The 22,098-nt window shown below is 71.6% G+C and carries 17 protein-coding genes; 7 read left to right on the top strand and 10 right to left on the bottom strand.

What is annotated here, in order from left to right; all coding sequences use genetic code 11:
* Positions 1-10 precede the first annotated feature (10 nt).
* Entirely contained in the window at positions 11-463 is a 453-nt protein-coding gene (locus tag ACIQRL_RS11520; protein WP_401330163.1) for a DoxX family protein, read from the bottom strand.
* Between the two features lie 351 nt (positions 464-814).
* On the opposite strand from ACIQRL_RS11520, the gene ACIQRL_RS11515 reads away from it, so the two are divergent.
* The 3 genes from ACIQRL_RS11515 to ACIQRL_RS11505 all read left to right on the top strand — a co-directional run bounded on the left by ACIQRL_RS11515 (position 815) and on the right by ACIQRL_RS11505 (position 5,819).
* Complete coding sequence (locus ACIQRL_RS11515) at positions 815-2,026, top strand: flavin-containing monooxygenase (protein WP_401330161.1); 1,212 nt, start codon at positions 815-817, stop codon at positions 2,024-2,026.
* A gap of 579 nt (positions 2,027-2,605) precedes the next feature.
* Positions 2,606-4,831 (top strand): acetate--CoA ligase family protein, encoded by a 2,226-nt coding sequence (locus ACIQRL_RS11510; protein ID WP_401330159.1) that lies wholly within the window; start codon positions 2,606-2,608, stop codon positions 4,829-4,831.
* A 136-nt stretch (positions 4,832-4,967) separates the two neighbouring features.
* Positions 4,968-5,819, top strand: coding sequence for an enoyl-CoA hydratase/isomerase family protein (locus tag ACIQRL_RS11505; protein ID WP_401330156.1), 852 nt, complete (start codon positions 4,968-4,970; stop codon positions 5,817-5,819).
* Positions 5,820-6,057: 238 nt separating this feature from the next.
* On the opposite strand, the gene ACIQRL_RS11500 is transcribed toward ACIQRL_RS11505, so the two are convergent.
* Positions 6,058-7,026, bottom strand: coding sequence for a hypothetical protein (locus ACIQRL_RS11500; protein WP_401330153.1), 969 nt, complete (start codon positions 7,024-7,026; stop codon positions 6,058-6,060).
* Positions 7,027-7,216: 190 nt separating this feature from the next.
* Here ACIQRL_RS11500 and ACIQRL_RS11495 point away from each other — a divergent pair, with 190 nt between their 5' ends.
* Positions 7,217-7,834 carry a flavin reductase family protein gene (locus ACIQRL_RS11495; protein WP_401330151.1) on the top strand — a complete coding sequence of 206 codons (618 nt, stop codon included), beginning with the start codon at positions 7,217-7,219 and terminating at the stop codon, positions 7,832-7,834.
* A gap of 171 nt (positions 7,835-8,005) precedes the next feature.
* Here the strand turns inward: ACIQRL_RS11495 and ACIQRL_RS11490 are convergent, their stop codons facing one another.
* Positions 8,006-9,340: an MFS transporter gene (locus ACIQRL_RS11490; protein WP_401330148.1), complete on the bottom strand. Its 1,335-nt coding sequence runs from the start codon at positions 9,338-9,340 to the stop codon at positions 8,006-8,008.
* Between the two features lie 84 nt (positions 9,341-9,424).
* Here ACIQRL_RS11490 and ACIQRL_RS11485 point away from each other — a divergent pair, with 84 nt between their 5' ends.
* A complete protein-coding gene (locus ACIQRL_RS11485) occupies positions 9,425-10,516 on the top strand; it encodes a GlxA family transcriptional regulator (protein WP_401330145.1) in 1,092 nt (363 codons plus the stop codon).
* A 100-nt stretch (positions 10,517-10,616) separates the two neighbouring features.
* Here ACIQRL_RS11485 and ACIQRL_RS11480 read toward each other — a convergent pair whose 3' ends face one another.
* From ACIQRL_RS11480 to ACIQRL_RS11470, 3 genes are all read right to left on the bottom strand, one after another.
* Complete coding sequence (locus ACIQRL_RS11480) at positions 10,617-11,666, bottom strand: Zn-dependent alcohol dehydrogenase (RefSeq protein WP_401330143.1); 1,050 nt, start codon at positions 11,664-11,666, stop codon at positions 10,617-10,619.
* Positions 11,667-11,882: 216 nt separating this feature from the next.
* A complete protein-coding gene (locus ACIQRL_RS11475; protein WP_401330140.1) occupies positions 11,883-13,049 on the bottom strand; it encodes an acyl-CoA dehydrogenase family protein in 1,167 nt (388 codons plus the stop codon).
* A gap of 110 nt (positions 13,050-13,159) precedes the next feature.
* Complete coding sequence (locus ACIQRL_RS11470) at positions 13,160-14,071, bottom strand: SDR family oxidoreductase (RefSeq protein ID WP_401330139.1); 912 nt, start codon at positions 14,069-14,071, stop codon at positions 13,160-13,162.
* A gap of 96 nt (positions 14,072-14,167) precedes the next feature.
* Between ACIQRL_RS11470 and ACIQRL_RS11465 the strand changes: the two genes are divergently transcribed.
* Positions 14,168-15,103, top strand: coding sequence for a cyclase family protein (locus tag ACIQRL_RS11465; RefSeq protein ID WP_401330137.1), 936 nt, complete (start codon positions 14,168-14,170; stop codon positions 15,101-15,103).
* Positions 15,104-15,964: 861 nt separating this feature from the next.
* Here the strand turns inward: ACIQRL_RS11465 and ACIQRL_RS11460 are convergent.
* The 4 genes from ACIQRL_RS11460 to ACIQRL_RS11445 all read right to left on the bottom strand — a co-directional run bounded on the left by ACIQRL_RS11460 (position 15,965) and on the right by ACIQRL_RS11445 (position 20,296).
* A complete protein-coding gene (locus tag ACIQRL_RS11460; protein ID WP_401330134.1) occupies positions 15,965-16,426 on the bottom strand; it encodes an ATP-binding protein in 462 nt (153 codons plus the stop codon).
* Between the two features lie 478 nt (positions 16,427-16,904).
* On the bottom strand, positions 16,905-17,945 hold the full coding sequence (locus ACIQRL_RS11455) for an acyl-CoA dehydrogenase family protein (protein ID WP_401330132.1): 1,041 nt from the start codon (positions 17,943-17,945) through the stop codon (positions 16,905-16,907).
* Positions 17,946-17,954: 9 nt separating this feature from the next.
* Positions 17,955-19,109 carry an acyl-CoA dehydrogenase gene (locus tag ACIQRL_RS11450; RefSeq protein WP_401330129.1) on the bottom strand — a complete coding sequence of 385 codons (1,155 nt, stop codon included), beginning with the start codon at positions 19,107-19,109 and terminating at the stop codon, positions 17,955-17,957.
* On the bottom strand, positions 19,109-20,296 hold the full coding sequence (locus ACIQRL_RS11445; RefSeq protein ID WP_401330127.1) for an amidohydrolase family protein: 1,188 nt from the start codon (positions 20,294-20,296) through the stop codon (positions 19,109-19,111). The genes ACIQRL_RS11450 and ACIQRL_RS11445 overlap by 1 nt, the downstream gene beginning before the upstream one ends.
* Positions 20,297-20,511: 215 nt before the next feature.
* Between ACIQRL_RS11445 and ACIQRL_RS11440 the strand changes: the two genes are divergently transcribed.
* Entirely contained in the window at positions 20,512-22,044 is a 1,533-nt protein-coding gene (locus ACIQRL_RS11440; protein WP_401330124.1) for a class I adenylate-forming enzyme family protein, read from the top strand.
* Positions 22,045-22,098: the final 54 nt, after the last annotated feature.

The raw sequence follows: 22,098 nt of genomic DNA, 5'->3' as shown, positions 1-22,098 counted from the left end.
CCCGCGGAGCTCACCGGAAGAGTCCCAGCGCGTCGTCCAGGGACCACGTCTGCCAGGACATCGCGAACAGGCAGACCGCGGAGACCAGCGCCATCATCGCGTTCTGCCCCTGTTCCGCCCAGTCGTGGATCATGAGGGTGAAGTAGAGGACGTTGAGGAGCAGGCCCGCGACCAGGGCGACGGGTGTCAGCAGTCCGGCCACCAGCCCGAGGCCGAGGGCCAGCTCCGCGTACACGACGACGTACGCCATCGTCCGCGGGCGCGGTGCGACGACCGCGTCGAAACCGGACCGTACGGCGTTCCACCGGTGCTTGGACGCGACATCCGCAGCCCAGGCGATCCCGGTCCCGCGCTCGAACCAGCCCTTCTTGTCCTTGTGGCGCCAGCTCTCCAGCCACCACAGCCCGAGCCCGATACGGAGCACGGCCAGCCATTCCGCCCCGCCGAGCCAGATCGTGTCCATGGCCGAACCTCCCGCAGAGCCGCCGAATCTGACGGAACGTCAGTTTCGACCCCCCGGGGCCCCCGCGCAAGAGGCCGGCGCCCGCAGGCGGGCAGTACCCCTCGGGCCCTCCATCGGCCCACCCCCGTTCGAACCCTCCAGAGGGTCACGCGGGTCCGCTTCCGCGCTCCCGCACAAGGCGTACACCCCGGCGCTCACCTGCGGCGATAACGCGCTTTTCGCACACCTCCACCACACTGAAGTGACCTACGCCACCAGTCGCACGCAGCCCTCCCACAGTCGTGACCAGTTCGCAACCGATTCCGGTCTTGACCGAGACCTATCAAGCAAAGTCGTGATTACGCTCGCGCTATGGCCGACTCGACTGCTTCCACGACCCCCCGCACGGTGCCGTCCCACGAGGACCGCCCCGTGTACGTGATCGGAGGCGGCCCCGGGGGGCTCGCGGCGGCGTACGCGCTGCGCGCCCGGGGCGTACGAGCTGTCGTACTGGAGAAGGCGGACCAGGTCGGCGCGTCCTGGCGGGGCCACTACGACCGGCTGCACCTGCACACCACCCGGCGGCTGTCCGCGCTGCCGGGGCTGTCGATGCCGCGCTCGTTCGGGCGATGGGTGTCCCGCGACAACGTGGTGCGCTATCTGGAGAAGTACGCCGAGCACCACGAGCTGGAGATCGTCACGGGTGTCGAGGTCTCGCGCATCGAGCCCGCCCCGGGCGGTGACGGCTGGCTGCTGCACGCCACCGGCGGCCGTGAACTGACCGGCAGCGCGGTGGTCGTCGCGACCGGCTACAACCACACCCCGCGCGTCCCCGACTGGCCCGGCCGCGACGCCTACACCGGCGAGCTGCTGCACGCCGGCGCATACCGCAACCCCGCCCCCTACGCGGGCCGTGACGTCCTCGTCGTCGGCGTCGGCAACACGGGCGCCGAGATCGCCGTGGACCTGGTCGAGGGCGGTGCCTCGCGCGTCCGGCTGTCCGTGCGCACCGCGCCGCACATCGTGCGCCGCTCGACGGCCGGCTGGGCCGCGCAGTTCACGGGCATTGTCGTACGGCGGCTGCCGGTGCGCCTCGTGGACGGGCTGGCCGGGCCGATGGCGAGGCTGAGCGTGCCCGACCTGGCGGCGCAGGGGCTGCCCCGCCCCGGCACCGGGCTCTACTCCCGCGTCAACGAGGGCTCCATCCCCGTCCAGGACGTCGGCCTCATCGACGCCGTCCGCAAGGGGAAGGTCGAGATCGTGGCCGCGGTGGAGGGGTTCGAGGACGACAAGGCCGTCCTCGCCGACGGGAGCCGGATCGACCCCGACGTGGTGATCGCCGCGACGGGATACCTGCGAGCCCTGGAAGGCATGGTCGGCCACCTCGACGTGCTCGACGGCCGCGGGCACCCGGTCGTGCACGGCGGACACACCCCGAAGAACGCGCCCGGCCTGTACTTCACCGGCTTCACCAACCCCATCAGCGGCATGTTCCGCGAACTCGCCCTCGACGCCGAGAAGATCGCGAAGGCCGTATCCCGCCACACCTCGAAGACCGAACCCACCCCCCAGCCCACCCGCTGAGACCCACACGGGTTCCCTCACCCCCTCCGCCCCAGCCCTCCCCCAAGTCCTCGGCTCCGCTCGACCAGGGGGACCCCCATCACCCCTGGTGCTCCGCCCCAGCCCCCGCTCCTCAGACGCCGGAGGGCTGGGACTTCCCTTCCCCCGAAGGCAGCCCCAGGAACTGGGACCTCCCCACACCCGAAAGGCGGTCCGGAGGGGCTGAATCTCGCCCCGGCCGAGGCTGAAGTGGTGGGCCACCACGACGCACCCGCACCCGGGAGCGCACGGGAGGGGACGTGCCGGTACATCACATGCCCGCAGGCCGGACGGATCAGCACCCACGCCCACTTCGCAACGCCGCCGGGATCCGTCCGGATGCGGGCGGATGTACCGGCGCGGCCCCGACCCCCCACCGGACGGGACCGCGGATGTACCGGCACGGGCCCACCCACCGGACGGGATCACGGTAGGCCAGACCCCCCGCCGGGTACCTAACAGAAGCCCACCCCTGCACAACGGTTCCTGACACGGCGTCAGTTGCGTAATCTGACACTGCGTCAGTTAACAGTTGGCTGTCACACAGGAGCGGGCGGACCGATGCTTGGATCAACCCACGGCACCCTCACCACCGACTCCCGCCGGGCCCGGGTCATCGCCTGCGGCGAGCAGCCCTCCCCGGTCGTGCACGGACGGCCGGCCGAGGTCGACGACCTGGACGTCAGCGGTCGCCCGCTGTACGCCGCCGTACCCGATCTGGACCGCTTCTTCCGCCCCGAGTCCGTGGCAGTGATCGGTGCCTCGGACGCCGAGGGGCGGCCGAACACCGGGATCACCCGGCAACTGATCGGCTGGGCCGACCGGGTCGGCGCCCGGCTGCACCCGGTCCATCCCACCCGCCGGTCCGTCTTCGGCCTGCCGTGCCTCCCTTCCGTGGCGGACCTGCCGGAGCAGGTGGATCTGGCGGTGCTCCTCGTCGGCGACCCCCTTCCGGTGATCGGGGAACTGGCCGAGGCCAAGGTCAAGTTCGCGGTCGCGTTCGCGTCCGGGTTCGCCGAGACCGGGACCGAGGGCGCCGCCGCACAGACCCGGCTCGCCGCCGCCGTGCGCCGCTCCGGTCTGCGGCTGCTCGGCCCCAACACCAACCTCAACGCCTTCGAGAACTTCCGCGACGACCTCGACGGCCCCGCGGTCGCCCTCATCACCCAGTCCGGCCACCAAGGGCGGCCCGTGTTCGCGATGCAGCAACTGGGCGTCCGCCTCTCCCACTGGGCACCCACCGGCAACGAGGCCGACCTGGAGACCGCCGACTTCATCTCCTACTTCTCCGAACGGCCCGAGGTCGGCGCCATCGCCTGCTACGTCGAGGGGCTCAAGGACGGCCGCTCCTTCCTGCTAGCGGCCGACCGCGCCGCCCGCCGCGGAGTGCCCGTCGTCGCCGTCAAGGTCGGCCGCACCGAGACCGGCGCCCGCACCGCCGCGTCGCACACCGGAAAGCTGACCGGCGCCGACACCGTGGTGGACGCGGCGATGCGGCAGTACGGCGTGATCCGCGTCGACGGACTCGACGAACTCCAGGACACCGCTGCCCTGTTGGCGCGGGCCCGCGCACCGCGGGCCGACGGTGTCGTCGTCTATTCGATCTCGGGCGGCACGGGCGCGCACTTCGCGGACCTGGCGAGCGCGGCGGGTCTTGACCTGCCGGTCCTCTCGGACGCCAAGCAGGCCGAACTGCACACCTGGATACCCGACTACCTGAACGTCGCCAACCCGGTCGACAACGGCGGTCACCCGGTCGGCGACTGGCGCGGCCGGAAGATCATCGACGCGATGCTCGCCGACCCCGCCGTCGGCGTGCTGATCTGCCCGATCACCGGGCCCTTCCCGCCCATGAGCGACAAGCTGGCGCAGGATCTGGTGGACGCGGCGGAACAGACGGACAAGCTGGTGTGCGTGGTGTGGGGATCGCCGGTCGGCACGGAGACGGCGTATCGCGAGACGCTGCTCGGGTCGTCCCGGGTCGCCACCTTCCGTACGTTCTCCAACTGCATCACCGCCGTCCGCGCCCACCTCGAACACGCGCGGTTCACCGCCGCCTACCGCTCGCCCTTCGACGAGGCCCCGCGCACCCCGTCGCCCTCCTTCCGCAAGGCACAGGCCCTGATGCGCCCCGGTCAGCAGCTCAGCGAACACGGGGCCAAGCAGCTGCTGCGCGCGTACGGGATCCGCGTACCGCGCGAGCAGTTGGTGACCAGCGCGGCGGCGGCCGTTCGGGCGGCGAGCCAGGTCGGCTACCCGGTCGTCATGAAGGCCTCCGGCGCCCAGATCGCCCACAAGACCGAACTCGGCCTGGTCAAGATCGGCCTGACCTCCGCCAGCCAGGTCCGCGACGCCTATCGCGAGCTGACCGACATCGCCCGCTACGAGGGCATCACCCTCGACGGCGTCCTCGTGTGCCAGATGGTCGAGCGGGGCGTCGAGATGGTCGTCGGCGTCACGCACGACCATCTCTTCGGGCCGACCGTGACCGTCGGGCTCGGCGGGGTCCTCGTCGAGGTGCTGCGCGACGCCGCCGTCCGCGTGCCGCCGTTCGGCGACGACCAGGCGCGGGCCATGCTGTCCGAGCTGCGGGGGCGGGCACTCCTCGACGGGGTGCGCGGGGGTCCGCCGGTGGACGTGGACGCGCTGGTCGAGGTCGTGATCCGGGTCCAGCGCATGGCGCTCGAACTCGGGGACGACATCTCGGAGCTCGACATCAATCCCCTGATGGTGCTGCCGCGCGGGCAGGGCGCGGTGGCGCTGGACGCACTGGTGATGTGCCGCTGAGCCGCCGCGAACACGCGCTCCGACCCCCACTCCGACTCCGGGACGAGCACGCACCGGCCCGCGGAGACGCGCCGACCAGGCCATGCGCACGGCCTGGCAGACCCGCCCGCAACCCCGTACGAAACGGAGCACCCCCATGACCGACTCCCCCCGTGCGTCCCGTGAAGCTCCCGAATCCCATGAATCAACCGAAAAGTCCATCGACTCATTGATACGGCACGCCACTGACAACGCCGTCTCGTGGATCACCCTCGACCGCCCCGAGGCGATGAACGCGCTCACCTGGAACCAGCGGGAGCGCGTGATCGAGCTGCTCGCGGCGGCGTCCGCCGACCCCGGTGTGCGGGCCGTGGTCATCACGGCGACCGGCCGCGGGTTCTGCGCGGGCGCCGATCTGCGGGGCGGTCCGCCCGCCGGGGAGCGGGTGGCCGGCGACGTCGCCCGCACCATCCGGCTGGGCGCGCAGCGCCTGATCGCCGCCGTCCTCGACTGCGAGAAACCGGTGATCGCGGCGGTCAACGGCACGGCGGCCGGGATCGGCGCGCATCTCGCCTTCGCGTGCGATCTCGTCCTGGCGGCCGAACCCGCCCGGTTCATCGAGGTGTTCGTGCGACGCGGTCTCGTACCGGACGGCGGAGGAGCCTATCTGCTGACCCGGCTCGTCGGTCCGCAACGGGCCAAGGAGCTGATGTTCTTCGGCGACGCGCTGAGCGCCGCGGACGCCGAGCGGATCGGGCTCGTCAACAGGGTCGTACCGCCGGAGGAGTTGGAGAAGACGGCGCGTGAGTGGTCCGAGCGGCTGGCCGCCGGGCCGACCCGCGCCCTCGCCCTCACCAAACAGTTGGTCAACGCCTCTCTCGACGCCGACCGCGGCACCGCCTTCGCGGCGGAGGCGGCGGCGCAGGAGATCAACATGACGACGGGGGACGCCACCGAGGGGGTGGCGAGCTTCCTGGAACGACGGAGCCCCCGCTACGAGGGCCGCTGAACGAACACGCCCGGACAGCACCGGACTTGGCCTCACGAAGAGCGGAAGCGGGAGCGACCGCGCGGAAGCGGGGATAGCCTCACAGAAGTGAGAGTGGCCGCACGGAAGCGGGGATAGCCTCACGGAAGTGAGAGTGGCCGCACGAAGCGGGGAGAGCCTCACAGAAGTGAGAGTGGCCGCACGAAGCGGGGAGAGCCTCACAGAAGCTGGGGTGGCCGCCGGAGCAAAAGCCGCCCGTTCAGTGCTGTTTCAGTATGCGGAGGTCGCCCGCGTCGGGGTCGCCGAAGAGGACGAAGAGTTCCGGGTGGGCCTCGGTGCCGCCGATGGTCCAGTACGTGTCGTGACCGCAGTCGCCGACGCTGACGACGACACCGTCCCGCCGCCCGGACGCGGGCCCGTCGGCGTACGGGTCGTAACGGCCGCCCGTGTCGAGGAACCACGTGCCGATGCCGTCGCAGCGCGTGAACTCCTTGGTGGCCACATCCTCGAACTCGGGCTGGGCGGGCAGCGAAGTGAGCTCGGCCCGGCCGTCGGCGCGCAGCCGCAGCACGGACCCGTGATCGCCGCGCCAGACGCCGGTGAGCCGGTCGGTGCCGAGCTTCGGCGGCTCGTACTCCTGGATGAGTCCGGTGGCCAGGCCCACCGTGCCCGCCACCACGACCAGTAGGCACACCCCCAGAGCCGCGAGCGCCGGGCGGAGCCAGACGCGCCCGCCGTCCGACGGGCGTCCGGTGACGCGCTCGCGCCACCGCATCCGGGTGACACCCAACGCCGGCGGGACACCGGACACGGCGATCAGCAGGACCGTGGCGCCGACGGGCGCGAAGCCCAGGCCCACGACCGCGAGCGCTGCCCAGAGCGTGCCGAGCGCCAGCACGAAGGCCAGATGCCAGGCGCCCTCGGGGCCGGGTGCGCGCCGGGTCACCAGCCGGGCGAGCGTGGCCGCCGGCATCGTGAACGTCACCGTGTGCAGCAGCCCGAGGGCGGTGAGCAGGGCCGGCCCGAAGAGGAGCAGGCACAGCAGCCCGACGGCGGCGAAGCCACCGCCCGTCCCCGCGCCATGGTCGTCGTCGTCGAACGTCCCGACCCACCGGACGGTGACGGCGACGGCGAACTGCGCCGCGCAGATCGCCGCGGCGAGGTTCACCTCCACGCCGGTCCATGTCGACCGGGGGCGCGTGCGCCTCCCGGAGCTTCCCGACCCCATGGGGCGAAAGATACGCGGGGGAATCACGATCCGTTGCCAGGGGTTCCCGCTCAACTGTTCCGGCGGGCCCCGCCCCCTCCACTTCGGCGGGCCGCACGCGTCCGCCCCTCCTGACCTGTCGCCCGGCCGCGCTCCCGGTCTCGCGAACCCCTTCCTATCTGACATGCCGTCAGCTTCAATGGGAGGCGTGATGGGACACGCAGGGATGGCCGCCGCTGCCGTCCGCTACCTCAGGTCGGCCGGGGCCCCCACCGTCGCGGGGCCCGTCGAGGCGTTGCCGCGCCCGGATCTGCGCGCGGTCGGCGAGGACGAGCGGGCGCCGGTCGATCCGGCCCGATTCCGGCATGTGCTGGGCCACTTCGCGACCGGTGTGACCGTGGTGACGGCACCGGCCACCGGCGCGGAGGACCCGTCGGGCCCGGCCGGCTTCGCCTGCCAGTCGTTCGCCTCGCTCTCGCTGGACCCTCCGCTGATCTGCTTCATGGTCGGCCGTACGTCGACCACTTGGCCGCACATCGCCCGCGCCGGTGTCTTCTGCGTCAACGTCCTCGGCGCGCACCAGGGCGAACTGTGCCGCGGCTTCGCGGTGAGCGGCGCGGACAAGTTCGCCGGGGTGGTCCACGACGCCGCTCCGGTCTCCGGCTCCCCCCGTCTCGCGGGCACCGCGGCCTGGATCGACTGCACGATCCACGCGGTGCACACCGGAGGGGACCACCTGATCGTGGTAGGCCGGGTGGACGCGCTGGGCACGAGCGGCGACGAGGACGTGCCGCCCCTGCTCTTCCACAAGGGCCGATTCCTGACCTGACGAGAGACACGGCCGGCTCCTCATCCGCCCAGCGACACGGTCGGCCGCCCCACCCGACCAGCGACCCGGCCAGCCGCCCCCACCCCGCCTGAGACACGGCCACCTCCCACACGATCGGAAGAATCGAGCCGACCGGAAGAATCGAGCCGCCCGGCCGCCCGGTCGGTCCCGTCAGGCGGTGGCCGGCGACACCGTCCCGGTCGACGGGACCGTCGGCCGCCGGCGGCGGATCACCAGGGCCATCAGCGCGGCCGCCGCGCACAGGGCACCCGAGGCGTACCAGACCACGTCGTACGAGCCGAAGTGGTCGCGGGCGAAGCCGCCGAGGAAGGCGACGAGCGCGGCGCCGACCTGGTGGGAGGCGAGGACCCAGCCGAAGACGATGGCGCTGTCCTCGCCGTACTGCTCACGGCACAGGGCCAGGGTGGGTGGGACGGTGGCGACCCAGTCGAGACCGTAGAAGACGATGAAGAAGATCATCGGCGGGTGCACGGTCGGGGCGAGGAGCATGGGAAGGAACAGCAGCGAGACACCGCGCAGGGCGTAGTACACCGCCAGCAGGCGGCGCGGCTCGAAGCGGTCGGTGAACCAGCCCGAGGCGACCGTGCCGACCACGTCGAAGACACCGATCACCGCCAGGAGTGAGGCGGCCGCGGTGATGGGCATGCCGTGGTCGTGGGCCGCGGGGACGAAGTGCGTCTGGACCAGGCCGTTCGTCGAGGCGCCGCAGATCGCGAAGGTCCCGGCCAGCAGCCAGAAGGGGCCCGTGCGGACGGCGGAGGACAGCACGGTCACCGCGCGCCGGGCGGCGCCCCGCACCGGCGCGGGCTTGGGTACGAACTCCGTCGCCCCGTACGGCATCTGGCCCACGTCGGCCGGATGGTCGCGCAGCAGCAGCCAGACGAAAGGGACGACCGCGAGGGCGGCGAGGGACACGGTCACCGCGGCCGGGCGCCAACTGTGCTCCGTGACGATCCAGGACAGCAGCGGCAGGAAGATCAGCTGACCCGAGGCCGAGGCCGCCGTCAGGATGCCCGTCACCAGGCCCTTGCGCGCGGTGAACCAGCGGTTGGTGACCGTCGCCGCGAAGGCGAGCGCCATCGAACCGGAGCCCAGACCCACCAACAGGCCCCAGCAGAGCAGCAGTTGCCAGGCCGCCGTCATCCACACGGTCAGCCCGGAGCCGACCGCGATCACGGTCAGGGCGAACGCCACCACACGCCGGATGCCGAAGCGGTCCATGAGCGCCGCCGCGAACGGCGCCGTGAGTCCGTACAGCGCGAGGTTGAGCGAGACCGCCGCGCCGATCGTGCCGCGCGACCAGTGGAACTCCTGGTGCAGCGGGTCGATCAGCAGTCCGGGCAACGACCGGAAGGCCGCGGCGCCGATGATCGTCACGAAGGTGACGGCGGCGACGAACCAGGCGCGGTGGATGCGGTGGGCGGCCGCGGGGCGGGTGGGCCGGGAGTCCTCCGGGGCCGGAGCGGCTTCGGTTGTCTGGGTCACGCCATAGAGCTTCGAGGAACGGACCCCACCGAACCACTGGCCCGTAGGACAGCATTCATTAGGATCGGGCCATAGGATCGAACCATGGCCACTTCGGGTACGTTCCGTCCGCACCGCGTCGTCGTCCTCGCCCTCGACGGACTGCTCCCCTTCGAGCTGGGCATTCCGCACCGCATCTTCGGCAAGGCGCGGACCGCCGACGGACGGCCGCTGTACGAGGTCGTCACCTGCTCGGTCCGGCCGCCCGGCCCCGTGGAGACGGACGCGGACTACGCCGTCCTCGTCGCCAACGGACCCGATGCGCTGGCCACGGCGGACACCGTCGTCGTCCCGGCGTCGTACGAACTGGGGCCCGTCCAGCAGGACGGCATACTGACCCCCGAGCTGGTCGCCGCCCTCGCGCACATCCGCCCCGGCACCCGTCTGGTCTCCATCTGCACCGGCAGCTACGTCCTCGCCGCCGCCGGGTATCTGGACGGCCGCCCGGCCACCACGCACTGGATGCACGCCGAGCACTTCCAGCAGCTCTTCCCGCAGATCCAGGTCGACGCCGACGTGCTCTTCATCGACGACGGCGACGTCCTCACCTCCGCCGGGGTCGCGGCCGGGATCGACCTGTGTCTGCATCTCGTACGACGCGATCACGGCGCCGCCGTCGCCAACGAGGTGGCCCGCCGTACGGTCGTACCGCCGCACCGCGACGGCGGCCAGGCTCAGTACATCCGGCGCCCGGTGCCGGAGGCGCAGTCGGCCGGCACGACCGCGGCCCGCGCCTGGGCGCTCGGCCGTCTCCACGAGCCGATCCAGCTCCGTGACATGGCCGAGCAGGAGTCCATGTCGGTGCGCACCTTCACCCGGCGCTTCCGCGAGGAGGTCGGTGTCAGCCCGGGGCAGTGGCTCACCCAGCAGCGTGTCGAACACGCCCGCCACCTGCTGGAGTCCAGCGACCTGTCCGTCGACCAGGTGGCCCGCGACGCCGGTTTCGGCACGGCCCAGTCGATGCGCCAGCACCTGCAGGCGACCCTCGGCGTCACCCCGACCACCTACCGGCGCACTTTCAGGTCCGGCACCGGGTCCGAGGCGGCCGAGAGGACCGACGGAGCCGACGGAGCCGACGGAGCCGACGGAGCCGACGGAGCCGACGGAGGGAACTCCCTCACCTCCGCGCGGACATGACGTCCCGGCGGATTCCCCTGCCGACTCCCCTGCCGATTCTCCTGCCGGCTCCCGGGCGCACGTCCCGACGGCCCCCCTGAGCGCTGCCCGAACCGCCGCCCTAGAAGGTCAGCACCGCCCTCGCGACCTTCCCCGCGTGCGCGTCCTCGGCCGCCCTCTCGAAGTCCTCGACCGGGTACGTGGCCGTCACCAACTCGTCCAGGAGCAACCGGCCTTCGCGGTACAGCTCGGCGTACAGGGCGATGTCCCGCTGAGGACGGGACGAGCCGTAGCGGCAGCCGAGGATGGACTTGTCGAGGTACATCGAGGAGACGAGGAAGGACGCCTCGGCCGTGGCCGGGGGGACGCCGAGCAGGATCGCCTGGCCGTGCCGGTCGAGCAGGTCGACGGCCTGGCGGATGAGTTCGACGCGTCCGACGCATTCGAAGGCGTGCTGGGCGCCGGTGGGGAGGATGTCCTTGACCCCGTCGGTCGAGGTGAGGAAGTGCGTCGCGCCGAACTGACGGGCCACGGCCTCCTTGGCCGGATTGGAGTCGACGGCGACGATCCGCAGGGCGCCCGCGAGCCGCGCGCCCTGGATGACGTTCAGGCCGATCCCGCCCGTGCCGATGACGAGGACGGTGTCGCCGCGGTCGACCCGGGCCCGGTTCAGGACCGCTCCGACGCCCGTGAGGACCCCGCAGCCGATCAGCGCGGCGGACGTCAGCGGGATGTCCTTCGGTATCCGGACCGCCTGCACCGCCTTCACCACCGTGCGTTCCGCGAAGGCCGAGTTGGAGGCGAACTGGTAGAGCGGCTCCCCGGACCGTGTGAACGGCCGCCGCGGCATGCCGATCGCCTTGCGGCACATCGTGGGCCGCCCCCGGTCGCACTCGGCGCAGGTCCCGCAGTTGGCGAGGGTGGACAGCGCCACATGGTCGCCGGGTTCGACATGGGTGACTCCCACGCCCACGGCCTCCACCACGCCCGCGCCCTCATGGCCGAGCACCACAGGGACGGGGAAGGGGATGGTCCCGTCCACCACGGAGAGATCGCTGTGGCAGAGCCCCGCCGCGGAGATCGCCACCCGGACCTCTCCGGGTCCTGGGTCCCCGGTCTCCAGATCGTCCACGACCTGGGTCCGCTTCCCGTCGAAGATCACGCCTCGCATCGCGCCAGCTCCCCTCTTCCCGGGCCACCCCGGGCTGTTCCTGGGCCGTACCGGGCAGTTGCTGAGCTGTACCGGGCTGTTTCGGGCCCTTCCAGGCCCTTCTGGGCCCTTCTTTGGGCTGTACCGAACTGACCTGCACTCTGTCGGGCCGTTCCTTGGCCCTACCGAGGCCGTACCGGGGCCCTGACCCGGGGCCGTACCCCGGGCGGGTCGCGGCTAGCCCCGTGGTTCCTTCGGCAGGCCGAGCGTGCGCTCGGCGATGATCGTGCGCTGGATCTCGTCCGAGCCGCCGTAGATCGTGTCGGCCCGGCTGAAGAGGAACAGGTGCTGGGCGGCGTCGAGTTCGTACGACAGCGCGGCCGACCAGTCCGCCGGGCCCACCGCCGCGCCGGCCCCCCGCACCTGCATCGCCAGCTCACCGAGCCGCCGATGCCAGCCGCCCCACAGCAACTTCGCCACACTCGGCGCCGCGGCATCCCCCGGGCTTCCCGAACTGCCCAGTGTGCGCAGGGCGTTCCATCGCATCGTGCGCAACTCGGCCCACAGACGCACCAGCCGGTCACGTACGACGGGATCCGCGGCCGCTCCCGTCTCGACGGCCGTCCGCAGCACGCGCCCCAACTCCTCGGCGAAGCCGATCTGCTGGGCGAGCGTGGAGACCCCGCGCTCGAATCCGAGCAGGCTCATGGCGACCCGCCAGCCGTTCCCAGCGCCGCCGACCACGTGCTCGGCCCGCGCCACCGCCCCGTCGAAGAACACCTCGTTGAACTCGCTCGTGCCGGTCAACTGACGGATCGGACGGACCTCGACGCGGCCCGGCTGGTCCATGGGGAGGAGCAGGAAGGAGAGGCCATGGTGGCGGGCGGACCCCGGTTCCGTACGGGCGAGCACGAAGCACCAGTCCGCCTCGTGGGCGAGCGAGGTCCAGATCTTCTGCCCCGTGACCCGGAACGCCCCGGAGGGGCCAACTCCCGCTTCCTGTACGGCACTCGTCCGGATGCCCGCCAGGTCCGAGCCCGCGCCGGGTTCGCTGTACCCCTGGCACCACAGCTCACGGCCTTGGGCGATCGGCGGCAGGAAGCGGCGTTTCTGTTCCGGCGTCCCGTGCGCGATGAGCGTCGGGGCGAGCAGGTTCTCACCGATGTGGCCGGACCTGGCCGGCGCCTTCGAGCGGGCGTACTCCTCGGCCCACACGACCTGTTGGGTCAGGTCCGCGCGCCGGTTCCCGTACCCGTCCTCGTTCCAGCCGAGCCCGATCCAGCCGCCCCGCCCGAGCTCCCGCTCCCAGTCGCGGCACGCGGGTGTGCCGGCCAGGCGCTCCTCCAGCCAGGCCCGCGCCTCGCGCCGGAAGGCCTGGTCCTGCGGACCGAATGCGAAATCCACGCGCTCTCCTCCCACCGGACCCGACGACGGACTCATGCACCGAACTCATACGACGGACTCATGGGCCAGACTCATACGACGGACTCATGGGCCGGACTCATGGGCCGGACTCACGCGTTGGGGCGTGTCTTCTGCGCCGCCGCCCGTGCCATCGACTCCAGTTGTTCCAGCAGCGGCATCGGATCGACGCCCACCGTGCCGGGCAGGAAGTCGGCGATCCTCTCCGGGGTCCAGGGGCCCTCGGCGTATGCGGCGCGCAGTTCACGGGGCTGGGCCCATACGGCGATCTTTGGTCCGGCGATCGTGTAGACCTGCCCGGTGACGCGTTCCTCGCGGGCCCGGTCCGACAGCAGGTAGACCACGAGCGCGGCCACGTCCTCCGGCTCGCCGATCTCCTTCAGCTCCATGGGCACGTTCGCCGACATGCGGGTACGGGCGACGGGCGCGACCGCGTTCGCGGTGACCCCGTACTTGTGCAGTCCGAGGGCCGCGCTGCGCACGAGCGAGATGATTCCGCCCTTCGCCGCGCTGTAGTTGGCCTGCGCGACCGACCCCTGATGATTGCCGCTGGTGAAGCCGATCAGTGTGCCCGAGCCCTGTTTGCGCATCACCGCCGAGGCGGCCCGGAAGAGTGTGAACGTGCCCTTGAGGTGGGTGGCGATCACCGGGTCCCACTCCTGCTCGGACATGTTGAAGAGCATGCGTTCGCGCAGGATGCCGGCCACACAGACCACGCCGTCGAGCCGCCCGTACGCCGCGAGGGCGGTGTCGACGACGTGCTGCCCGCCCGCCATCGTCGAGATGTCGTCGGCCACCGCGACCGCTTCCCCGCCGGCCGCCTCGATCTCCTTGACGACGGTGTCGGCGACCGAACTCGTGGGTTCGGCGCCCTCGACGGACACGCCGTAGTCGTTGACGACGACGCGCGCGCCCTCGGCCGCCGCGGCGAGGGCGACCGCCCGGCCTATCCCCCGTCCCGCGCCCGTGACGGCGATGACCTTGCCCGCCAAGAAGTTCCCCACGCCCGGCCCCTTCCCGCAGTTTCTGACGGTCCGTTAGATTCAACTCGGATTCTACGACCCGTCAGATACCTGGAGACAAGCCCCCGGGGAGGACTCATGTCGCTGCCGACGCTTCATCCGGAGTTCCACGAGATCGCCAAGCGCGTGAACAACTGGGGGCGCTGGGGGGCCGACGACGAGATCGGAACACTGAACCTCATCACCGACGAGGTGGTCCGGGAAGCCGCGGCGGCCGTGCGGACCGGGCGCCGCGTGCCGCTCGCCCTCCCGCTCCAGCAGGACGGCGTGCAGACCGGGATGATCCCGGGGCGGGTCAATCCGCTGCACGCGATGGTGCAGATCAACCAGGAGATCTTCGGCCCCGGAACGGTGGCGTGCAGCGACGACTCCGTGACCATGGGCCTCCAGGCGGGCACCCACTGGGACGCGCTGACCCATGTCTCGCACTCCGGCAAGCTCTACAACGGGCGCCCCGCCTCCACCGTCACCCCGCACGGCGGCGCCGAGTTCAGCGGGATCGACAAGCCGCGGCACATCGTCTCGCGCGGCGTCCTGCTCGACGTGGCGCGGGCGCGCGGCGAACACCGCCTGGCCGGCGGACACGCGGTCACCCCCGAAGATCTGGACGCGGCGGAGGAGTTGGCGGGCACGCGGGTCCGGGCGGGCGACATCGTGCTCGTACGGACGGGGCAGATCCAGGTGTACCTGGCGGGCGACAAGCACGGGTACGGGTATCCGTCGCCCGGCCTGTCGGTGCGTACCCCGGAGTGGTTCCATGCGCGCGATGTCGCGGCGGTCGCCAACGACACCCTGACGTTCGAGATCTTCCCGCCCGAGATCGAGGACCTGTGGCTGCCCGTACATGCACTCGATCTGGTCGAAATGGGGATGTTGCAGGGCCAGAACTGGAATCTCGAAGAGTTGTCCACAGCCTGTGGACAAGAAAGCCGGTACGCGTTCCTGCTGTCGGCGATGCCGGAACCCTTCGTCGGCGGCACCGGCACACCCGTGGCCCCCGTGGCACTTCTCTAGGGTCATCCAGGGGACGCTTCTCCGAGGGCCGGCTGGCGGCGCGCCTCCCCCACTCTCGACTGCGCCCGGCCGGGAGGTCCCCCGACCTCACCCCGGGCACGGCACCGCGCGCCGCCATCCGCCTCCGGCGTACCCGCCCCGCCCCCCCTGGCCGTGGGGGAGCCGACGCCGAATCGCGACCCACACTCGCCGAGGGCCCCCGTCACCGGAACCCTCGTCGTCCCCTCGCGGCGAATCGCTGAACACAAGCGTGATCAAACGGACACGCCACGTCAACACCCGCTCGGGGATTTATGGCGCTTCACACCATTTGAGACAGCGCGTACGGAAGCGCGGCACGGCGCATTCGGCCACTACCGCGGCCGTGTACAGAGGTTTCGTGCATACATGCACAAAACCGCGCGCCCGTCGTCCACGACCCGGGCCGGGCTGGGCTGGCCGGGCTGGGCTGGGCTGCGCCGGACACAGGGGGACACACGCGAACGCGTCGCGCCGCAGGGGGCGGAAGACGCCCGGCGCGCCACGCGCGCGGGAAGAGTCGGTCCGCCCGGCGCGACCTACGCGCGCCGACAAGGGCGGAATCCGTCAGCGGCCGGACCGAATCGACCCCGACCGCCCCTCACAGGGCACTGTCACGACGGAGGCGGCATCACCTGGGCGACCGGACCGGCCCCGGCCGCTTCGGACGGCAGGCACGGCACGAACACAGGAGCGCCGGACGGCATGGACGGCACGCACACGGGAGTGTTGGACGGCAGGCACGGCACGCACACGGGAGTGTTGGACGGCAGGCACGGCACGCACACGGGAGTGCCGGACGGCAGGCACGGCACGCACGCGGGAGTGGCCGACCGGGCGCCACTAGACCGCCTCGTACGCGAAACCCCCGTAAGCGCCGTACGGGGCGTCCTGCGCGGCGCCCGAGGCGCAGCGGTCCACCTCGCACCAGATGCGTTTGCCGGCGCCCTCGGGATTCCAGCCCCAGCGGTCCGCGAGCCCGTCGACCAGTTCCAGGCCGCGGCCGTTGGTCTCGTCGCCCTCGGCGTGGCGGGGGACGGGCGGCCGGGCGCTGGAGTCGGCCACTTCGAGGCGCACGGTGGCAGCCCCGGCACCACCCGGCAGACAAAGGCGCAGCACGGCCGGACACCCGGTGTGCACCACGGCGTTCGTGACAAGCTCGGAGACGAGCAGGATCAGCGTCTCGGCGAGTGGTTCATCGGCTTCTATCCCGGACCCCGCGAGCCTTGAACGGGCCCACTGCCGGGCTCGCCCCACCTCTGCGGGGTCGGGCCGGATCTCCAGCTGCACTTGAAGCACCTGCACCGCTCACACCATCCGAACCGGCGGACACATCGCCTCGCGCCTCACAAGGGCCACGATCGTAGCCATTTTCTGCATGGCCAGAACAAGGATCACGGAACGTGATTCCCTTGCGAGACAGCATGGTTGACGTACAGTCACCCCAACAAGCGCTTCGGGCATATTCCAGCGCGAAGGAGTACGCGTGCGGCATACTGTGCGACGCTCGCCACGGGGAGTCGAACAGGCAGGTGCGGGGGTCCGCCCTGCCGTGCGAGCGGCGCGCATCGCCGGGTTCGGCGCGGCCTCTGGGGCAACACCGGGATGGCTCAGCCTCAGAACCACTCGCATCCCACACAAGGTACCGGAGCCCGGCGCCGACTCCAGGCCGTGACAAGTCACGCCTAGGACACAACCCGGTCTCAACGCTCCGTGATTCCGGTCTGCCACGATCCGTGACATCCGCCCCCGTTCCTCCCGTGACATCCCAGGACAGCGGCCGCTAGGCCGTCCCGGCCGTCAGGTCGTCCGCCAACTCCTCCTCGCTCCGCGCGGCGCCACCGGCGCGACAGGCGCGGATCCACGCCCTCTTCAGATGCAGGTGGACATCGGACTCCCAGGTGAAACCCATGCCGCCATACACCTGAAGGCAGTCGCGGGCGCCGCGCACGGCGGCCTCGTCGGCGAGCAGCCGGGCCGCCGCGATGTCCACCGGGTCGGCGGTGACCGAGGCGGCGTAGACGGCCGCACGGGCCACCTCGACCCGTACGAGCATGTCCGCGCACAGATGCTGCACCGCCTGGAAGGCCCCGATCGGCTGCCCGAACTGCTCCCGCGTCCGGGCGTGTTGCACGGCCGTCCCGCAGGTTCGGGCGGCACTGCCGAGCTGCTCGGCGGCGGTCAGGAGGGACACGAGCGGCGCGTCCGGCGTCCGGGGGGCGCGGAGTGCTCCGTCCTCGGGCCGCCGTCCGGTGCCGACGGGCAGCCGGTGCAGCGGGGTCAGCGGGTCCACCGAGGCCAGCGGCTCGGCTCCACCGGCGTTCCCGCGGACGACGTCGGCGTCGTCCAGCCATTCCACGAGTCCGCCGTCGACGGACGTCACGACCGTCTCGCCGGTGGCCGCCCCGGCGACGGCGCCCGCGGCGAGATGCGTGGCGATCAACGGGCCCGGCAGCAGCACCCGCCCCGCCTCCTCGAAGGCCAGCACGGCCTCCGGGAGACCCTGTCCGACGCCGCCCTCGGCCTCGGGCAGGCGCAGCGCGAAGAACCCCGCCGCACCCAGCTCGCGCCACAGGTCCCGGTCGAGGACACGGGCGCCGCCCCCGGCGCGCTTCCCTTCCGTCGTGCGGGCCTTCCCGTCCCCACGGTCGACGGCCGGGAGGCCCTCCGCCGCGCGCTTCCCGTCCGCCGTCCGGCCGCTCCCGACCCTCCCGTCCGCGCGGTCGACGGCCGCGCGCAGCGCCTCCCGCCCGAACCGGCCCTCCAGCAGCTCCCGTATCCCCTGCCGCAACGCCCGTTGATCGTCCGTGAGTCGGAAGTCCATTTTCCGAACTCACCTCCCCCTGGGAAGGCCGAGGATCCGCTCGGCCACGATGTTCCGCTGGATCTGCGAGGTGCCGGCCGCGATCGTGTACGACAGGGACGACAGCCGGTCCAGGGTCCATTCCCGTCCCAGGTCCAGGGCTTCGGGGCCGAGGACCTCGGCGGCGGCGTCGAACAGCTCCTGGCGGGCGTGCGAGTAGCTCAGTTTGAAGACCGAACCGCCGACGCCGGGCACTCCCCCGGTTCCCTGGGCCTCGCTGACGTTCCACTGGGTGAGCCGCCACAGCGCGCGGAACTCGGCGTTCAGACGGCCGAGGCGGCGGCGCAGCACGGTGTCGTCCCAGCGGCCGTTCTTCCGGGCCTCGCGCGCGACCTCGGCCAGGACGCGTCGGCAGGCGACCACTTCGCCCACGAAGGCGGTGCCGCGCTCGTAGGACAGCGTCACCATGGTCACGCGCCAGCCGTCGTTCTCGGCGCCGACGCGGTGGGCGACCGGGACGCGCACCTCGTCGAGGAAGACCTCCGCGAACTCGGTGGAGCCCGCGAGCGTCCGCAGCGGCCGGACGGTGATCCCGGGCGCGTCCATGGGCATCGCGAGCCAGGTGATGCCCCGGTGCTTGCGGGCGGCGGGGTCCGTCCGCACCAGCAGCTCGCACCAGTCGGCGACCTCGGCGTGGGAGGTCCAGATCTTGGACCCGCTCACCACGTAGTCGTCGCCGTCCCGCCACGCGCGCGTGCGCAGCGCCGCGAGGTCCGAGCCGGCGTCCGGTTCGCTGAAGCCCTGGCACCAGACCTCCTCGCCGCGCAGCACGGGCGGCAGCCAGCGCGCCCGCTGCTCCGCGCTCCCCTCGGAGGCGATGGTCGGTCCGGCGTGCAGCAGCCCGACGAAGTTGGCCCCCACATAGGGGGCACCCGCCCTCTCCGTCTCCTCCAGGTAGATGAGGTGCTGGGTCGGGGTGGCACCCCGGCCGCCGGCGTCGACGGGCCAGTGCAGACCCGCGTACCCGGCGTCGTACAGCCTGCGCTGCCAGCCGAGGTCGTACGCCCGTCGCGCGGGCCAGTCGTCCGGGGACGGTTTCGGCGGCAGCGTCGGCAGGACCCCGGCGAGCCACGTTCGCAGACGCGCGCGGAACTCCTCCTCCTCGGGCGTGTACGCCAGGTCCACTACAGGTCCAGGTCGAGCATGCGGATGGCGTTGCCGCGCATCAGCTTGTGGATCGTCTCGTCGTCGAGGCCCTTCACATGGTCGAGGGCGACCTCCTTGGTGTGCGGGAAGGTCGAGTCGACGTGCGGGTAGTCGGTCTCGAAGGTGGCGTTGTCGCGGCCCACGACGTCCAGGGACGCCACACCGTGCTTGTCACGGAAGAAGCAGCAGAAGATCTGCCGGTAGTAGTACGTCGACGGCGGCTCCGGGATCAGGTCCCTGACCCCGCCCCAGGCGCGGTGCTCCGACCAGACGTCGTCGGCGCGCTCCAGGGCGTACGGGATCCAGCCCATCTGGCCCTCGGAGTAGGCGAGTTTGAGGCGCGGGAACTTCACCAGGACGCCGCTGAACAGGAAGTCCATCATCGAGGCCATCGCGTTGTTGAAGGACAGGGAGGCCTGGACGGCGGGGGGCGCGTCGGGGGACGCGGCGGGCATCTGCGAGGACGAGCCGATGTGCATGTTCACGACCGTCCCCGTCTCCTGGCAGACCGCGAAGAACGGGTCCCAGTGGCCGGAGTGGATGGACGGAAGGCCCAGGTGGGTGGGGATCTCGGAGAAGGTGACGGCCTTCACGCCCCGGGCGGCGTTGCGGCGGATCTCGGCGACCGCGAGGTCGATGTCCCACAGGGGGATCAGGCACAGCGGGATCAGCCGGCCGCCGCTGTCGCCGCACCACTCCTCGACCATCCAGTCGTTGTACGCCCGCACGCAGGCCAGGGCGACTTCCTTGTCGTGGGCCTCGGCGAAGGTCTGGCCGCAGAAGCGCGGGAAGGTGGGGAAGCAGAGGCTGGCCTCGACATGGTTGAGGTCCATGTCCTTGAGGCGTTCGACGGGGTCCCAGCAGCCGGGCCGCATCTCGGCGCGGGTGATGCCCTCCAGTGTCATCTCGTCGCGGTCGAAGCCGACGGCGGCGATGTTGCGCTTGTACGGGAACTTGAGGTCCTCGTAGATCCACCAGTCGGTCGGCGGGCCGTCGGGGTCCATGGTGATCTGGTACTTGCCCGCGACGTAGGCGAGTTCGCCGATCCCGGCGGTGAGCGGCCGCGGACCGCGCTCCCGGTGCTTTCGCGGCAGCCAGGTCTCGAAGAGGTGCGCGGGCTCGATCACATGGTCGTCGACGCTGATGATGCGGGGCAGTTCGGTCATGGTCCCCTCCGCCTGCGTACGGGTCCGTCCGCGGGTTCCCCCACGACGTATCTGATGGGTCGTCAGATCTCTGTTCGGAAGCAGGCTAGCTCCGCGCCTATGGACCGACAAGGCGGCGGGCCCTACGCTCTGCGCACGATCTGACTGCCCGTCAGCTTCGGGCGCCGAAGTGCACGACCACAGGGGGTTGATGTGAACGACCACAAGGGGGCGAAGTGAACGACACCGCACACGCCCTGAGTTCCGCGCGCACGCTGTGGGAACTGGTCGCCCGCCGGGCCGACCTCACCCCCGACCGGCCCGTCCTGCTCCAGGACGACCGCTCCCTGACCTTCGGCGAGCTGCGCGACCGCTCCGAGCGGGTGGCGGCGGGCCTCCACGACAAGGGCGTACGCCCCGGCACGGTGGTCGCCTGGCAGCTCCCCACCCGGATCGAGACCGCCCTGCTGTCCTTCGCGCTGGCCCGTATCGGCGCCGTCCAGTCGCCCGTCATCCCCTTCTACCGCGACCGTGAAGTCGGCTTCGCGCTGCGGGAGTCGAAGGCCGAGTACTTCGCCGTGCCGGGCGAGTGGCGTGGCTTCGACCACACCGCGATGGCGCGCCGGCTCGGCGCGAAGAACGTCTTCGAGGCGTACGGCACGCTGCCGGACGGCGATCCCGCCGTGCTGCCCGCCCCACCCGCCGACGGCACCTCCGTCCGCTGGATCTACTGGACCTCGGGCACCACCTCCGACCCCAAGGGCGTGCTGCACACGGACCGTTCACTGATCGCGGGCGGATCGTGCCTCGCCCACGCGCTGCGGCTGTCCGCCGACGACGTGGGCTCGATGGCCTTCCCCTACGCGCACATCGCCGGCCCCGACTACACGGTGATGCTGCTGCTGTACGGCTTCCCGGCCGTGCTGTTCGAGCACTTCGCGCTGCCCGCCGCGCTGGAGGACTACCGCAGGCACGGCGTCACGGTGGCGGGCGGGTCGACCGCGTTCTACTCGATGTTCCTCGCCGAACAGCGCAAGCGGCCCGGCGAGCCGGTCATTCCCACCCTGCGGCTGCTCGCGGGCGGCGGAGCCCCGAAGCCGCCCGAGGTCTATCACTCCGTCGTCCGGGAGATGGGCGTGCAGCTCACCCACGGGTACGGGATGACCGAGGTCCCGATGATCACGATGGGCGCGCCGGACGACTCGGCGGAGAACCTCGCGACCACGGAGGGCAGGCCCCCGCGGGGCATGGAGATACGGATCGTGGACGCGGCGGGAGCCTCCCGGCCGTGCGGTGTCGACGGGGACGTACGGCTCAGGGGTGAGGCCGTGTGCCGGGGGTATCTGGACCCCGCGCAGACGGCGGAGGCGTTCGACGGGGACGGGTTCCTGATCACCGGGGACGTCGGGCATCTGACCGAAACAGGGCACCTCGTCCTCAGCGGGCGGGTGAAGGACATCATCATCCGCAAGGGCGAGAACATCTCCGCCAAGGAGATCGAGGACCTGCTGCACCGGCACCCGGCGGTCGGGGACGCGGCCGTGATCGGACTGCCCGACGCCGAGCGCGGGGAACGCGTCTGCGCGGTGGTCGAACAGCCACCGGGGGCAGCGGAGTTGACGCTGGCCGCGGTGACCTCGTATCTGCGCGGGGAAGGGCTGTCCGTGCACAAGCTGCCGGAGCAACTGGAGGTCGTGGACGCCCTTCCGCGCAACGAGACGCTACGGAAGGTGCTCAAGTACCGGCTCAGGGAGCGCTTCTCGGGGTGAGACCCGGCCGGCCGAGCAGCCGGGCCGGTCCTCACGGGGTCGGCCCGGGTGAAC

It is taken from the genome of Streptomyces sp. NPDC091209 (assembly GCF_044757755.1).
GTDB lineage: Bacteria > Actinomycetota > Actinomycetes > Streptomycetales > Streptomycetaceae > Streptomyces.
This window is presented reverse-complemented; position numbering and strand designations above follow the sequence as displayed.

Excerpts from the sequence above, each read along its gene's own strand:
- ACIQRL_RS11455 (WP_401330132.1), bottom strand. The coding sequence starts at position 17,945 with ATGGACTTCCGACTCACGGACGATCAACGGGCGTTGCGGCAGGGGATA.
- ACIQRL_RS11485 (WP_401330145.1), top strand. The coding sequence starts at position 9,425 with ATGGCCACTTCGGGTACGTTCCGTCCGCACCGCGTCGTCGTCCTCGCC.
- ACIQRL_RS11520 (WP_401330163.1), bottom strand. The coding sequence starts at position 463 with ATGGACACGATCTGGCTCGGCGGGGCGGAATGGCTGGCCGTGCTCCGT.
- ACIQRL_RS11495 (WP_401330151.1), top strand. The coding sequence starts at position 7,217 with ATGGGACACGCAGGGATGGCCGCCGCTGCCGTCCGCTACCTCAGGTCG.
- ACIQRL_RS11510 (WP_401330159.1), top strand. The coding sequence starts at position 2,606 with ATGCTTGGATCAACCCACGGCACCCTCACCACCGACTCCCGCCGGGCC.
- ACIQRL_RS11515 (WP_401330161.1), top strand. The coding sequence starts at position 815 with ATGGCCGACTCGACTGCTTCCACGACCCCCCGCACGGTGCCGTCCCAC.
- ACIQRL_RS11500 (WP_401330153.1), bottom strand. The coding sequence starts at position 7,026 with ATGGGGTCGGGAAGCTCCGGGAGGCGCACGCGCCCCCGGTCGACATGG.
- ACIQRL_RS11465 (WP_401330137.1), top strand. The coding sequence starts at position 14,168 with ATGTCGCTGCCGACGCTTCATCCGGAGTTCCACGAGATCGCCAAGCGC.
- ACIQRL_RS11480 (WP_401330143.1), bottom strand. The coding sequence starts at position 11,666 with ATGCGAGGCGTGATCTTCGACGGGAAGCGGACCCAGGTCGTGGACGAT.
- ACIQRL_RS11445 (WP_401330127.1), bottom strand. The coding sequence starts at position 20,296 with ATGACCGAACTGCCCCGCATCATCAGCGTCGACGACCATGTGATCGAG.
- ACIQRL_RS11505 (WP_401330156.1), top strand. The coding sequence starts at position 4,968 with ATGACCGACTCCCCCCGTGCGTCCCGTGAAGCTCCCGAATCCCATGAA.